This is a genomic window from Streptococcus parasanguinis (assembly GCF_023109675.1).
GTDB lineage: Bacteria > Bacillota > Bacilli > Lactobacillales > Streptococcaceae > Streptococcus > Streptococcus parasanguinis_I.
Map to the genome: position 1 here is coordinate 59,156 of NZ_JALDUR010000003.1, position 14,346 is coordinate 73,501.

Here is a 14,346-nt window from a genome sequence, read left to right on the forward strand (position 1 = left end):
ATATGCATCTGTACAATAAAAGCCAGCATTTATCTTGAAAAAGTAGTAGAATAAAGTAATATATATTCAAAATTTTCAGAAAAGGAACGGAGTTTGAAGGGGAAAGAAGAAAGAAAAGAACGGTTGAAATGGCTGATAAAACGGGTTTTACTGGTGATTCCAGTGGCCTGCATCCTCTTGTGGATCTATGCCGTTTGTCAAACCAGTAGCATCAAGGATCAGACCAAGATCGGTGTCACCTATATGACCATGAACAATGAGTTCTATAAAAGTATTCATTCGGAAATTAGTCGAATTGCCGATGAGAGAGGGGCTCTTGTATCTGTTCGAGATCCGGAATTGGATGAAAAAAGGCAGAGCCAGCAGATCGATGATTTTTGCGCCCAAAAAGTAAATGTGATTGTGATTAATCCGGTCAAAGGGGATAGTCAGCCCATTTTAAGGGCTCTTAAAAAAGCTAGAAAACAAGGAATTAAGATCATTGCAGTTGATACCCAGCTCAAGCATTTTAAGCCGGATGCCAGCATTGTCTCCGACAACTACCAAGCAGGAGTCTTGATTGCGAAAGAGTTGATGAAACGCTCTTCAAATGCTCGGATCCTTCTCTTGGAGCATAAGGGGACTGTTTCGGCAGATACGCGGATTCAGGGATTTAAGGATACCATCAAAGGACATGGGTCTTATCAGATCATCTCGGAACTAGAAACCAAGGGTCAGACGGAGATCGCCATGCCCGCTGTCCGTAAGTTTTTGCAGTCAGGGGGGAATGTCGATACTCTAGTCGCCTTGAATGACCGTTCAGCTATAGGAGCTTTAGCAGCGATCAAGGAGCAAGGAATCACCCATCCCATTGCGATCTATGGGATTGATGGCTCACCAGATATGAAAGCCTTGCTACACTCGACAGATGATGTCGTAGGAACCGTTGCCCAGTCTCCGTTGAAGATGGGAGATCGCGTGATGGAGGTCATCCAAGATATGGCTGATGGGAAGAGCTACCAAAAAGAAATAACCATTCCGGTTCAAATGATGACAAAGGAAAACATCGATCAATTTGATGTGAATGGGTGGCAGTAATGAGAAAATTTAGAGGTGTGAGATACAGTTTGGCCATCCTGATGGTCGTGAATTTTATCGCTGTGATGCTCAATAGCATCATTTATCTTCAAGCAACCAACTATATCATTGCCCAACGACAAGCTTCTCTATTAGTAGAACGCTTGGAGCGCATTCCCTTTGCGCCCTCGACAACTTTTTGGTTGTCTGCGCTCTTATTTGCTGGGATTGCCTTGATCTCCATGAGTCGTTACCGGCCTCAAACAAGTCGATGGTCTACGTTTGATAAGTGGAACATTCTGGAGATCCTCCTGATGTTGCTCTTGATGTGGGTCCAAAATGTAGCTTATAACGGGCTTATTCTATTGGTTTTTGCGGATATCTTCTATGGTTCCAAAGAGTTGAATACCAAGCGAGACCGCAAGTATTGGTTTGCCTTTATCCTAGTGAGTTTCTTGATGCTTCTTGTGACCAATTCAGACGTCTTTTCGCTTTTCTTTCCGATACCTTCTCTTGATGTCTATATTCATTTTTATCCTGCCTCCATTCGGATTCTGGCCTTTTTCTTGAAGAATTCCCTCTATGCCTTGAATATGGTGCTCTTCATTATTTCGCTTTTGTTCTATATTATGAATGTTCTTGCGGAAAACCACGAAGTGGAAGAAGAGTTGGCCATGGTTTCGAAGGTCAATACGGAGTTGAACAACTATATGGCCTTGTCTGAGAAGATTGCAGAAGATCGGGAGCGCAAGCGGATTGCTCGGGAGATTCACGATACCTTGGGGCATGCGCTAACAGGGATCTCGGCAGGGCTGGATGCTGTCGGAGTCTTGATTGATATCGATCCCAATCGGGCAAAAGAGCAGGTGAAAAGTGTATCAGAAGTGGTTCGGGAAGGAATCCAGGATGTGAGGGGCTCTCTCAACCGCCTCCGTCCAGGTGCCCTTGAGGGACGAACCCTCAAAGATGCTTTGGAAAAGATGATCCGCGAGTACCAGACACTTTCCAACTTGCAGGTTGATTTACATTATGAATGGGTCGATGTCGATATGGATGTCATGATTGAAGATACGATCTTTCGTGTGATCCAAGAGTCTATGACCAATGCGGTTCGCCACGGTCATGCCAGTCGAATGAGCCTTCATTTTTTTGAGAATGAAGAAGAATACCTGATCGAGTTGCAGGACAATGGGGTTGGGTTTGAAACCTTGACCTATGGCTATGGGCTCAAGCAGATGATGGAACGCATTTCCATCCTAGGAGGACAGATTCAATTTGAAAGCCGCGATGGATTTTTCACGCGCATCAGTTTACCGAAATATAAAGAAGGGAGATAGAGATGGTGATAAAAGTAATGGTGGCAGATGACCAGGCCTTGATTCGAGAATCTCTGAAAATTATTTTATCAGCCCACCCCGATATCGAAGTGGTGGCCACGGTGGAAGATGGGAATCACGTCTTGTCGAGCATTCCACAGACACATCCTGACCTGATCTTAATGGATATTCGGATGCCAGGCATGGATGGGGTTTTGGCGACAAAAGAAGTCAAAGAACACTATCCGGATATCAAAATTATTATTTTAACGACCTTTGACGATGATGAATTTATCTATAGTGCGCTCAAGTATGGTGCTTCAGGTTATCTTTTAAAGGGAGCCTCGACAGAGGAACTCTATGAAGCGATTAAGGTGGTGTATCAAGGCGGAGCCATGATCAACCCGAATATCGCCAGTAAAGTCTTTCAAATTTTCTCACAAATGGCCAAAACCAACTTCTCTATTGCTGTGGATGAGGACAATGTCAAGGATTTGAGCACGACGGAATGGCGCATTATCCAAGAGGTCGGCTATGGAGAGTCCAATAAAGAAATTGCGGCCAAACTTTTCTTATCAGAAGGAACCGTGCGCAATTACTTATCAACGATTTTGGCAAAATTAAACCTACGAGATCGAACGCAATTAGCGATCTGGTCAGTCCAAACAGGAGTGACGAGACGTGATTTTTCTAAAGGAAATACAGAATGAAATTGAAGCGAAAGCATCTTTGTTGGGGGATCGGTCTCCTTGTTATGCTCTGTGCGAGCGCGGGTTTTTATTGGTGGAAACAGCAACCGACCGTACTCCATATCGGCGTTTATGCAGGTTCTAGCTGGGATGTGCCGACCAGTCAACGTTCCCATGCCTTGGATCGTGCGATTCAAAAATTTGAAAAGTCCCATCCCCACGTTCGTGTAGAGTATGAAAACGGGATTCCGCAGTCAGATTATTCAGACTGGCTCTCTGAAAAGATTGTCTCAGGAAAGACGCCGGATGTGTTTATGGTCTCTGAGCAAGATCTTTCCTTATTAGCAGCGCGGGGCGTATTAGAAAAGTTAAACGGCTATATGGATCGAAAAGATCAAGCTGCCTTTTATCCCGTTGCCTTTGAATCGGGTGTCTATCAGGGGCAAACCTATGCCTTACCTTATGAAAGCAATCCAATTTTGATGTGTGTCAATAAAGATCTCTTGGATAAAGAAGGTATCGCGGTTCCCAAAGAAGGCTGGACCCTTGAAGAGTTCTATACGATTTGCAAGAAACTAACCAAAGATACCAATGGGGATGGGCAATTGGACCAATTTGGGAGTACAGAATACACCTGGAAAGAAGCCTTGGCGGCAAATGGAGGTCATCTCTTCCAAGGCGGCATGCTCAAGCTGACAGCTCCAGAAGTGAAAGAGTCTTTGACTTTTCTGCAAAAATTGGAAGATCTAAATAAAAATTACAAGGTGAGCTCTAAAGATTTTGACCAGGGGAAAGTTGCCTTCTATCCCATGACCTTGGCCCAATATCGGACCTATAAACCTTATCCCTACCACGTTTCAAAATATTCAAACTTCACCTGGACCTGTATCCCGATGCCTGCTAAGTCAAAAACGACCAAGGCAACCTTAGTCACGACGACTTCTTTTGCTATGTCAGCTCGGAGTTCTCATTCCAAGTTGGCTTGGGAATTGATGCAACTCTTAACAGAGGATCCCGAAATTCAACAAACCCTCTTTGCCCAATCCCAGGGGATCTCTGTCATGCCACAGGTAGTCAAGAGTCGCTCTAGTAAAGACCTTTTGCAGGTAGATGATTTTGGGACGGATTCCTTGACCAATCAGACCTTGAACCGCATCATGGAACAAGCTGTTGAAAGTAGTCCTAAAAATGTCTCAAAAGAGGTGTTAGAAAAGTTAGATTACTTGATTGGCAATGCCTTGCGCGATCAAGATGTTGAGAACCGCTTGCCTCAAATTCAGAGGGAGATTGAAAGTAGTCTACAGGTAGGAGTTTAGAGTAAAATAAGATGGCATTTTGTCAAGTGACAGATGTCATTTTTTTATTGCTAAATGTCATATTGGGAATGTGACATTTGACAATATAAAAACGCTTTCAAATTGTCTACAATAGAGTCAAATAAAGGAGGCGTAGAAAAATGAAATACCTCGTTTTGGTCAGTCATGGCGGACTGGCAGAAGGTCTAAAAACATCACTAGCCATGTTTGCTGGTGACAAGTTGGATCAGGTCATCGCAGTTGGACTCAAAGAAGGAAAATCAGTTGATGACTTCGCAGTTGATTTCAGAGAGAGCATTTCAGGATTGACAGCTGATGATTCTGTTTTGGTCTTGGCAGATATCGTAGGTGGTAGTCCATTAACCACTGCAGCCACGGTTCTAGAAGAAGCTGGAAAGCTCGATGGAGCCTTGATCCTTGGTGGGATGAACCTCACCATGGCCTTGACAGCAGTTGTGATGAAAGATGTGCTCGATGGAGACGATTTGTCAGCCACCATCTTATCAGAAGCACGATCTGCACTACAGCCTTTTGAAGTTTCAGCCACTAGTGCTGAAGAAGATGATGACGATATTTAATAGGGAGGTACCTTATGGTAGTAACATTTGTACGGATTGATGACCGCATGATTCACGGTCAAACAGTCACACGCTGGGCAAAGGAAAAACCATGTGATGGTTTGATTGCCGTAAATGATGCAGCAGCATCAAACAAGGTTTTGATCCAAGCTTACAAAGGCGCATCAGACAAGAAAACCTTTGTATGGACAAAGGAAGCCTTTAAAGAAAAATCAGCAAAAGTAACAGAATCAGATAGTCGTTACTTCTTGATCACCAAAAATCCAATCGATATGAAGGAAATTTTGGTCGACCAAGGGTTTGTCCCAGGTGATGTCAAAGAAATCATTGTTGGCCCTGCAAATGATCGTCCTGGAGCTGTGAAATTGGGAAATAACCAATCCATCACTCAGGAAGAAGCAGAAGCCTTCCAAGCCATTCAAGCAGCAGGCTACAAGGTGAAATTCCAATTGTTGCCAGATGTTTCCATCGGTTATTGGGATGATTTCAAATCAAAATTTGGTTTTTAAAACTAACAGTCCTATCTGTTAGGTAAATAAATTTACAAACAAAAGGAGCGTTTGTTATGACAATTTCATGGATTCAAGCAATCTTGCTTGGTATTTTCGCCAGCTTGTCTTCAATGCCTGGTATGGGGGGTTCCAGTATCGGGAACTATACACTCGGTCGTCCTTTGATCGGTGGGTTGATTTCAGGTTTAATTCTTGGAGATGTGACAACCGGTATTATGGTCGGGGTTGCCCTTCAAGTCGTTTATATCGCCTTGGTAACACCTGGTGGTACCGTATCTGCCGATGTGCGTGCCATCTCTTACATCGGTGTTCCTCTTGCTATCTTGTTTGTGCATGCCAATAACATCACAGATGAAGCAGGAATCGCCGCAGCTGCAGCTCCAATCGGTGCAGCCGTTGGGACAATCGGTACAGTTCTTTTCTACGGTACCGCTACTATGAACTTGGTATGGCAACACATTGGTTGGAAAGCCGTTGAAGAAGGAAACTTCAAAAAACTCTACGCAGTTGACTGGGTTTACCCTTGGATCTCTCATTTCCTCTTCTCTTTCCTTCCAACAATGATTATCACCAAATACGGTGAAAACATGGTTGATTTGATGAAACAATACCTTCCTATGGATGGTTACTGGATGAAAGCCCTCTTTACAGTCGGTGCTCTTCTCCCATGTGTCGGTATTGCCATCTTGTTGAAACAAATTGTTACAGAAGCAACTGACTTCATTCCATTCTTTGTTGGATTTACCTTGGCGAAATCTCTCGGATTGAACTTGGTATCCAGTGCCGTTGTTTCATTAATCTTTGCAGTAATCTACTATGAACTTGAAGTGATCAAATCGATGAAAGCTGCTCCAGCCGGAGTGGTGGACCAAGACGATGATGAGGAGGATATTTAAAATGGCTGATAGAAAGAAAATTTCAAAGAAAACATTAGCAAAAGCATTCCATCATTGGTATTATGGTCATTTGACTTGTTTCTCTCAAGAACATATGCAAACCTTCGGGTACTTGACTTCTATGCTTCCAATCGTAGAAGAAATGTATGACACAAAAGAAGAACAAAAGGATGCTATGCAAACCTATACGGCCTTCTTCAACACTGAACCACAACTTGGATCTCTTGTTGTAGGGATCACAGCTGGTTTGGAAGAAGCGCGTGCAAACGGAGATGCAGTGGATGGCGAAACCATCAACGGTATGCGTGCCGGTTTGATGGGACCAATCGCTGGTATTGGTGACTCATTGGTCGTTGGTACCTTGATTCCAGTTCTCTTGGGGATTGCCCTTGGCCTTTCTAAAGGTGGTAACGTCGCTGGTGCCCTCTTCTACATCGTCGTATGGAACCTCTTAGTCTACTTTGGTATGCGCTTTGCCTTCTTCAAAGGTTACCAATTAGGGGATAAAGCCGTTGAATTCCTTGTAGGACCAAAAGGACAAGCTCTTCGTAAAGCGATCAGCGTTGTCGGTGGTATGGTTATCGGTGCCGTAGCAGCTACTTGGGTATCTGTTACAACAGCCCTTCAATTCAAGAATTCTGAAGGAAAAGTCTTCTTGAACATCCAAGAAAAGATCGATGGTGTTTATCCAGGTCTCTTGACAGCAGCCTTCATCACCCTTTGCTGGTGGTTGATGTCTAAGAAAAAAATTTCACCAAACAAAGTTATGTTACTTCTCGTTGTAGTTGCTTTGATCGGTGTTGCCCTTGGTATCTTCGACCCACATCTTAAATACTAAGGAAAAGAAAAAACGAATTTGCTAGTAGGAGTTTTTGAGAATGAAGTGAATTGACCTCCTTTACTTGCACTTCATTCTCAATTTTTATCAGGAGGAATCCCATGGTTACAAAACAAGAACTTGTCAATGGATATGAAACAGAAATCAAGTACCAACGCCACATGCTTGAAAACCTTGGTCGTTGGTTCAGCTTACTCTTTATCATTGCCAGTATTGGTGTGGTATTGATCTATCTCTTTCACAAAAGTTTCCTCCCACTCTTGATCCTCGGGATTTTACTAGCCTTGGTTGGAATTTTAGGCATGATTGTTTTTGGATATGGCATCTACCGCGGGCGGATCAATCTTCAAAAAGTGATCGACGATTTCAATCAAAAATTGACAATTTTAAATTGATATTTTAGAAACATCTCATCTATTTTTGAGGTGTTTTTTTCTTGACTATTTCTGACCAAGTGATACAATAGAAACATAAGTTAGCACTTACGTATAGAGAGTGCTAAAAACACGTATGGAGGAATGAACATGTTAAAACCATTAGGAGACCGTGTGGTCTTAAAAGTAGAAGAAAAAGAACAGACTGTTGGAGGTTTTGTCCTCGCCGGTGCGAGCAAGGCTGATACAAAAACAGCTGAAGTAGTGGCCGTTGGTGAAGGTGTGCGTACCCTAAGTGGCGAACTCATCGCCCCAGCTGTAAAAGCAGGAGATCACGTTTTGGTTGAAAGCCATGCAGGAATTGAAGTGAAAGATGGGGAAGAAACCTACACCATCGTTGGAACAGCGAACATTCTTGCAATTGTAGAGTAAGAGAAGAAAGAGGTAAGAGAAATGGCAAAAGATATTAAATTTTCATCTGATGCACGTTCTGCAATGGTCCGTGGTGTCGATGTCTTAGCAGATACAGTGAAAGTTACGTTGGGCCCTAAAGGTCGCAATGTGGTTCTTGAAAAATCATTTGGTTCACCCTTGATCACAAATGACGGGGTGACCATCGCAAAAGAAATCGAATTGGAAGACCATTTTGAAAATATGGGTGCTAAATTGGTGTCAGAAGTGGCTTCTAAGACCAATGATATCGCAGGTGACGGTACAACGACCGCAACGGTTTTGACTCAAGCCATCGTCCGTGAAGGGATCAAAAACGTCACTGCAGGTGCTAACCCAATTGGCATACGTCGTGGGATTGAGACCGCTGTTGCAACAGCAGTAGAAGCTTTGAAAAACAATGCGATCCCAGTATCGAGCAAGGAAGCGATTGCTCAAGTAGCTGCTGTGTCTTCTCGTTCTGAAAAAGTTGGTGAGTACATCTCTGAAGCCATGGAAAAAGTTGGCAAAGATGGGGTTATCACGATTGAAGAATCTCGTGGAATGGAGACAGAACTGGAAGTCGTTGAAGGAATGCAGTTTGACCGTGGTTACCTTTCACAATACATGGTCACTGATAATGAAAAAATGGTAGCAGACCTTGAAAATCCATACATTTTGATCACTGACAAGAAGATTTCAAATATCCAAGAAATCTTGCCATTGTTGGAAAGCATTCTTCAAAGCAACCGTCCACTCTTGATCATCGCTGATGATGTCGATGGCGAAGCTCTTCCAACACTTGTCTTGAACAAGATCCGCGGTACCTTTAATGTCGTAGCTGTCAAGGCACCAGGATTTGGAGATCGCCGCAAAGCCATGTTAGAAGACATTGCCATCTTGACAGGTGGTACAGTCATTACAGACGATCTTGGTTTGGAATTGAAAGATGCAACCATTGAAGCACTTGGTCAAGCAGCTAAAGTTTCAGTCGATAAAGACAGTACTGTCATTGTCGAAGGTTCTGGTAACCCAGAAGCGATCGCTAACCGTGTCGCTGTTATCAAGTCACAAATCGAAACCACAACCTCTGAGTTTGACCGTGAAAAATTACAAGAACGTTTGGCTAAATTGTCTGGTGGTGTTGCCGTAATCAAGGTCGGTGCTGCAACAGAAACAGAATTGAAAGAAATGAAACTTCGTATCGAAGATGCCCTTAATGCGACTCGCGCAGCCGTTGAAGAAGGGATCGTTGCCGGAGGTGGTACAGCCCTTGTCAATGTCATCTCTGCGGTCGCAGCCCTTGAATTAGAAGGAGATGAAGCGACCGGACGCAATATCGTTCTTCGTGCTTTGGAAGAACCGGTGCGCCAAATTGCCCACAATGCCGGTTACGAAGGATCTATTGTGATTGATCGCTTGAAAAATGCCGAAGTCGGAACAGGTTTCAATGCCGCAACAGGTGAATGGGTGAATATGATTGATGCAGGAATCATCGACCCTGTCAAAGTGAGCCGTTCAGCCCTTCAAAACGCCGCTTCCGTAGCGAGTCTGATCTTGACGACCGAAGCAGTCGTAGCCAACAAATCAGAACCAGCAGCCCCAGCAGGACCAGGAATGGATCCAAGCATGATGGGCGGGATGATGTAACCTGATACCAATGATTGGTGCTAAAGCACCGAATCATTGGACGGTAGCCGCTATGTTGCGGCCTACCTAATCATCTTACTAGCTTAAGGGGAGTGGAAGATTCTTTCTAATCTTCGCGACCAATCATAGGGTGAGCTGAATGACGCAGTAGCTGATTGTGCTCTCCCTTCGCTTCTTAAGCTCGGAAGAGCTCTAATCAGCCTTGCGGGGGCGAGACAACGAACGAGTTTTTATAAAAACTCATTCTGTCTCGCTCCCTTTTTATCGTGCTTTGGGATTTTCATTTGTTATGGAATAATATTTTTATTTTAAATTTTGTAACAGAAATGATAAATACTAGTTAAAGAGGACTTGCGTAGATGCTTGGGAATCAAGCGTTTGTTGTGTTTTCAGGCGGAGGAATATTTGCCAACAAATTGCAATACAAATTAACTGATTTTGTAATAATTCTAGTGTATACTATTAAGAGTAGATCACAGGTCTACATTGTTGCAAGGGGAGAACTTCCCACATACATGTCTATTGACAATAAAACTTGATCGTAATATCGCTGTTAGTAAAATGAGAGTTTGAACATAGTGTAGATTTTATCGACCTTTTTCATATTAAAAAATATTTTTCAAATTCCCCTTGCGCAAGCTCTTCCGGATTCCTCCGGGAGAGTTTTTTCTTGTTAAGGAGAAAAAGATAGAATGCCTTTTGAGTCTACTTTGAAAGAGTGGCTCAGCAGCTATTATTTATGGTAAAATAGAACATATTCGTCGAGGGGAAGGAGTGAAGACTTTGTTGAAGATTTTTGTGTTAGAAGATGAGTGGATCCAGCAATCACGAATCGAATCGGTCTTGCAGGAACTTATCGCTCAGAAGTCCTTGCAATGCAAAGCGCCAGAAGTGTTTGGGAAATCAAGCCAGTTGCTAGATGCTATCACAGAGAGAGGCGCTCATCACCTATTCTTTTTAGATATCGAGATTAAAGGTGAGGAGAAAAAAGGTCTGGAGATTGCAAAAGATATTCGTAAGAAAGACCCCCATGCGACCATTGTCTTTGTCACCACTCACTCTGAATTCATGCCCATTACCTTTCAGTACAAAGTAGCCGCCTTGGATTTTATCGATAAAACGCTGGGTGAGGAAGAGTTCAGAGAGAGAATCAGCTCAGCCATCGATTATACCTTGGAGCAAGCTGGGACCACGATTGCACAAGATGCTTTTACATTTGAGAGTGCGATGGCGCGTGTACAAGTTCCCTTTAATAAGATTTTGTATGTTGAAACGTCTCCAACTATTCACAAGGTCATTTTACACACCCAGGATGAGCGCTTGGAATTTTACGCTAGTATTGCCGATATCGAAAAAGCAGATCCCCGCTTGTATCGGTGCCACCGCTCCTTTGTGGTGAATCCACAAAATATTACGAAGATTGATAAGGAAGCCAAGAAAGCTTTTTTTGAAAATGGGGACAATTGCTTGATCTCACGGACCAAGTATAGAGGCTTACTGGAAGCTTTGAAAAAATAGAAGGGAGAAGGAATTGCTGTTAGATATTCTAATGTCTTACCTAAAGTTCTTCGTCAGCATGCTGATCTATCGTCATATCAGTAGACAAGAGTTCGCTTGGCGCTGGCTCTTTTTGTGCCCTTTCTTCTTTGCAGTCGTCTTTACCCTTGTGCCACCGGTAGGCTTTTTTGGCTATTTCTTAGTATTTATTGCCTATAGTTTCTATCGAAATCGTAACATACGACACCTCTTGAACATTTTTTATGGGCTCTACCCGGTTGTCGTGGAGAGTCTCATTGGGCGTCTCTTAGCCTTTTATGTCTTTCCGATGCTAGGGATTGTACTTGTTCGTGAGGCATCTGTCAGCTGGTATGATGCTCTACTTGAATTGCTGGTCTTTCCTGTTTATATAGGAATCACTAAATTGTTAAAACTAGATTTTACAGATCTAAAAGTAGGCTTTCAACGGCAGTATTTTAATCGTTTCTTACTCCCAATGGATCTTTCCATGTTTGTGTATTTGCTCAGTGTTGTAGGTCTGGTGGTTTTTGAGGATATTATTCCGCATGCAGATGCTTTGCGGAAACAGTTAAATAGTATTTATTTGATTTTGTTTTTTGTGATGCTCTTGTATTTCAATGCAGTGTCCAAAGAACGATTGAAACAAGAGATTCTGGAACAAAAAGATAGGCAACTGCAGGAGTTAGCCACCTATAGCCAACACGTCGAAATGCTCTACGGGGAGATTCGTGCCTTTCGTCATGATTACCTGAATATTTTAACCAGTCTCAAATTAAGTATTGAGCACGAAGACCTCAATGCGATCAGGGAAGTCTATGAGAATGTTCTCCGAGAGAGTGGCCAACAATTTTACGATAGCAAGTTTGATATTGCCAAACTCAGTCACATCGAAAATCCAGCTGTAAAAAGTGTTCTGTCCGCAAAATTGTTGGAAGCTCAAAATAAAGGGATTGGGATCTCTGTCGAGATCGATGAACCTGTTCGTGATCTATTCATCGAGGTTTTAGATTTCATCACCTTCTTATCCATCCTTTGTGACAATGCTATTGAAGCGAGTCTTGAATCAGATGACCCACAGCTGACTCTTGTCATGCTCCAGGAGGAAAACTCCCTCACCTTAATAGTTGAAAATAGTACAAAAGCTGAAAAAATAGATCTGGCGAGAATTTTTGAAAAGGACTACTCAAGTAAAGGAGATGGCCGCGGTCTTGGCTTGTACAAGATCCAACAATTACTGGAAAAATATCCCAAAACGACAGTGTCTACCAAGAGTTCAAACTACCGATTTACTCAGAGCTTGACCTTTTGGAAGGAATAATGGAAGAGAGAGTGGGACAGAAATCGGTCATTCGTTAGAATTCGATTTCGTCGTCCCACCTCCGCTCAGTTGAGTAGGGCTGTAAAAGCTGATGAAATCAGCGTAGTAGAGCCCACTCAACCACTGCGTCTTGCTCGACAACCCAAAAATAATTGAGAGGCTAGGACTTTTGTCCCAGCCTCTTTTTTGACCATTCACGACGATTTTTTGACCGATTCTGACAGAGAGCTTCCAAGGTTTTCCCCTTGAAGTATAATGGACACAAGATCAATAAGAAAAGAGGGATCGTATGTTTCAGGTAGCATCTATTACAAAATCATTTAAGGAGAAAGCTGTATTAAAGGGGGTGTCTTTTTCGATAGAAGAAGGCGACAAAATTGCCTTGCTGGGAAATAATGGAGCAGGTAAAAGCACCCTGTTCAACATTATCGCTGGGCAGCTCCAGGCTAATTCGGGGACGATAAAGACTTCGCTTGATTTTCAAAGGGAAATTGGGATGATGCCTCAGGGAGATCTGCTTATCGAGGATCTAACCCTTGCTGAATTCGTTGAATTAAAAAGCCGGATGAATCAGCTGAAGCAGGCTGATATCAATGGACTCTTAGAGATGGTCGAATTAAGAGAATCAAGAGAGCAGATGGTGGGAAGTCTTTCCGGTGGTCAAAAGAGACGCTTGTCCTTGTTGTTAACCATTTTGAATCATCCAAAGTTGATTTTTTTAGATGAGCCAACGACTGGCATGGACTTGGAAGCAGTGGATAATTTTTGGAAATTGCTGGAGCAGCAAGAATTTACATCTGTTGTGGTGACCCATGATTTTAACCAAATTGATGCCTTTTTTACAAAAGTATTGATTTTAAAAGATGGTCGAATTGCTGCAACAAAGGCTGTTGAGGATATTCACCAGGCTGGTCAAACCATTGAGCAGTATTTCCGAGAAGAGATGAATAAAGGAGGGGAACAAGCATGAAAAAGATTCAATTAAAACAAGTTTTACGAAATAAGCGCTTTGTATTATTCACCATTATTTTACCCATAGGGTGGTATATCTTCTTTTATCAGCTTCAAAAAGGGGTTTCGCCAAGTATTTTATTAGGTATTGCCGTATTTATCGGGGTCATTGGCAATAGCCTTGCAACCTTTAGTAAGCGGATCGCCTCAGATATCGGGTTTTATTCTTTTGAATCCCACTTTACAAGCTATAGTGTCAAGAACTATTTATGGGATCAAAGCATCGTACAACTGATTCTGAACAGCTTGATCTTTTTAGCGGTGCTAGTAGTTGCTGTCCTAGGTTTTCACTTTCCAGTGACGACTAGCCTGTTGGTACAATTTTTCCTCTTATCCTTGATGGGGATCTACTTTAGTGTGATTGGCTTTGTACTTGGGGTGAGGGTAGATGCCAAGACGATTGATACCATTGGCTTTCCAGTTATTATTTTAGCAGCCATGACCATTATTCCCTTTGATACGCTTGGCGCAAGTGGAGGATTTATGGACTTAGTTGGCAAGCTACAACGGGCTTTCCCAGGCTATTATTATACAAAGGTGATCCAAGATTTGACGGAGAAACAAACGATCGATCCTACCCAATTAGCGCTCTTTGTTGCCGTATTTGGATTGAATTTGCTATTTTTCTATCTGCTCGTACCCAAAGGAAAAATGGGGAACTAAGAGCAGTTAAAAAGAGGTTGGGACAAAAGTCCTAGCCTCTCAATTGTTTTTGGATTGTCGAGCAAGACGCAGTGGTTGAGTGGGCTCTACTACGCTGATTTCATCAGCTTTTACAGCCCTACTCAACTGTGCGGAGGTGGGACGACGAAATCGAATTCTAACGAATTACCGATTTCTGTCCC

The 14,346-nt window shown here is 42.8% G+C and carries 15 protein-coding genes; all 15 read left to right on the forward strand.

All coding sequences use genetic code 11. The annotated features are described in order from the left end of the window. The first annotated feature begins 93 nt into the window (after positions 1-93). The 15 genes from M1G14_RS03430 to M1G14_RS03500 all read left to right on the forward strand — a co-directional run bounded on the left by M1G14_RS03430 (position 94) and on the right by M1G14_RS03500 (position 14,164). Complete coding sequence (locus M1G14_RS03430; protein ID WP_195327205.1) at positions 94-1,077, forward strand: substrate-binding domain-containing protein; 984 nt, start codon at positions 94-96, stop codon at positions 1,075-1,077. Continuing rightward, positions 1,077-2,393, forward strand: a complete 1,317-nt coding sequence (locus M1G14_RS03435) for a sensor histidine kinase (protein WP_247926285.1) — start codon at positions 1,077-1,079, stop codon at positions 2,391-2,393. The genes M1G14_RS03430 and M1G14_RS03435 overlap by 1 nt, the downstream gene beginning before the upstream one ends. 5 nt (positions 2,394-2,398) lie before the next feature. Continuing rightward, positions 2,399-3,082, forward strand: coding sequence for a response regulator transcription factor (locus M1G14_RS03440; protein WP_037585171.1), 684 nt, complete (start codon positions 2,399-2,401; stop codon positions 3,080-3,082). Then, positions 3,079-4,377 carry an ABC transporter substrate-binding protein gene (locus M1G14_RS03445; RefSeq protein WP_049522526.1) on the forward strand — a complete coding sequence of 433 codons (1,299 nt, stop codon included), beginning with the start codon at positions 3,079-3,081 and terminating at the stop codon, positions 4,375-4,377. The genes M1G14_RS03440 and M1G14_RS03445 overlap by 4 nt, the downstream gene beginning before the upstream one ends. A gap of 140 nt (positions 4,378-4,517) precedes the next feature. Next, positions 4,518-4,955: a PTS sugar transporter subunit IIA gene (locus M1G14_RS03450; protein WP_003019069.1), complete on the forward strand. Its 438-nt coding sequence runs from the start codon at positions 4,518-4,520 to the stop codon at positions 4,953-4,955. A gap of 14 nt (positions 4,956-4,969) precedes the next feature. Further along, positions 4,970-5,464, forward strand: a complete 495-nt coding sequence (locus M1G14_RS03455) for a PTS sugar transporter subunit IIB (protein WP_000261775.1) — start codon at positions 4,970-4,972, stop codon at positions 5,462-5,464. Positions 5,465-5,520: 56 nt separating this feature from the next. Further along, on the forward strand, positions 5,521-6,363 hold the full coding sequence (locus tag M1G14_RS03460; RefSeq protein WP_003004789.1) for a PTS mannose/fructose/sorbose/N-acetylgalactosamine transporter subunit IIC: 843 nt from the start codon (positions 5,521-5,523) through the stop codon (positions 6,361-6,363). Continuing rightward, positions 6,347-7,201, forward strand: a complete 855-nt coding sequence (locus M1G14_RS03465; RefSeq protein ID WP_037585172.1) for a PTS system mannose/fructose/sorbose family transporter subunit IID — start codon at positions 6,347-6,349, stop codon at positions 7,199-7,201. Before M1G14_RS03460 ends, M1G14_RS03465 begins: the two co-directional genes overlap by 17 nt. 101 nt (positions 7,202-7,302) lie before the next feature. Then, entirely contained in the window at positions 7,303-7,596 is a 294-nt protein-coding gene (locus tag M1G14_RS03470; protein WP_003004348.1) for a hypothetical protein, read from the forward strand. 129 nt (positions 7,597-7,725) lie between these two features. Further along, positions 7,726-8,007: a co-chaperone GroES gene (groES, locus tag M1G14_RS03475; RefSeq protein WP_024055367.1), complete on the forward strand. Its 282-nt coding sequence runs from the start codon at positions 7,726-7,728 to the stop codon at positions 8,005-8,007. Positions 8,008-8,028: 21 nt separating this feature from the next. After that, positions 8,029-9,654 (forward strand): chaperonin GroEL, encoded by a 1,626-nt coding sequence (gene groL / locus M1G14_RS03480; protein WP_247926286.1) that lies wholly within the window; start codon positions 8,029-8,031, stop codon positions 9,652-9,654. A gap of 783 nt (positions 9,655-10,437) precedes the next feature. Continuing rightward, complete coding sequence (locus M1G14_RS03485) at positions 10,438-11,172, forward strand: response regulator transcription factor (protein WP_195529156.1); 735 nt, start codon at positions 10,438-10,440, stop codon at positions 11,170-11,172. A 13-nt stretch (positions 11,173-11,185) separates the two neighbouring features. After that, positions 11,186-12,490 (forward strand): sensor histidine kinase, encoded by a 1,305-nt coding sequence (locus M1G14_RS03490; RefSeq protein ID WP_141754465.1) that lies wholly within the window; start codon positions 11,186-11,188, stop codon positions 12,488-12,490. Positions 12,491-12,779: 289 nt separating this feature from the next. After that, positions 12,780-13,460, forward strand: coding sequence for an ABC transporter ATP-binding protein (locus tag M1G14_RS03495; RefSeq protein WP_247926287.1), 681 nt, complete (start codon positions 12,780-12,782; stop codon positions 13,458-13,460). After that, a complete protein-coding gene (locus M1G14_RS03500; protein WP_247926288.1) occupies positions 13,457-14,164 on the forward strand; it encodes an ABC transporter in 708 nt (235 codons plus the stop codon). The genes M1G14_RS03495 and M1G14_RS03500 overlap by 4 nt, the downstream gene beginning before the upstream one ends. Positions 14,165-14,346: the final 182 nt, after the last annotated feature.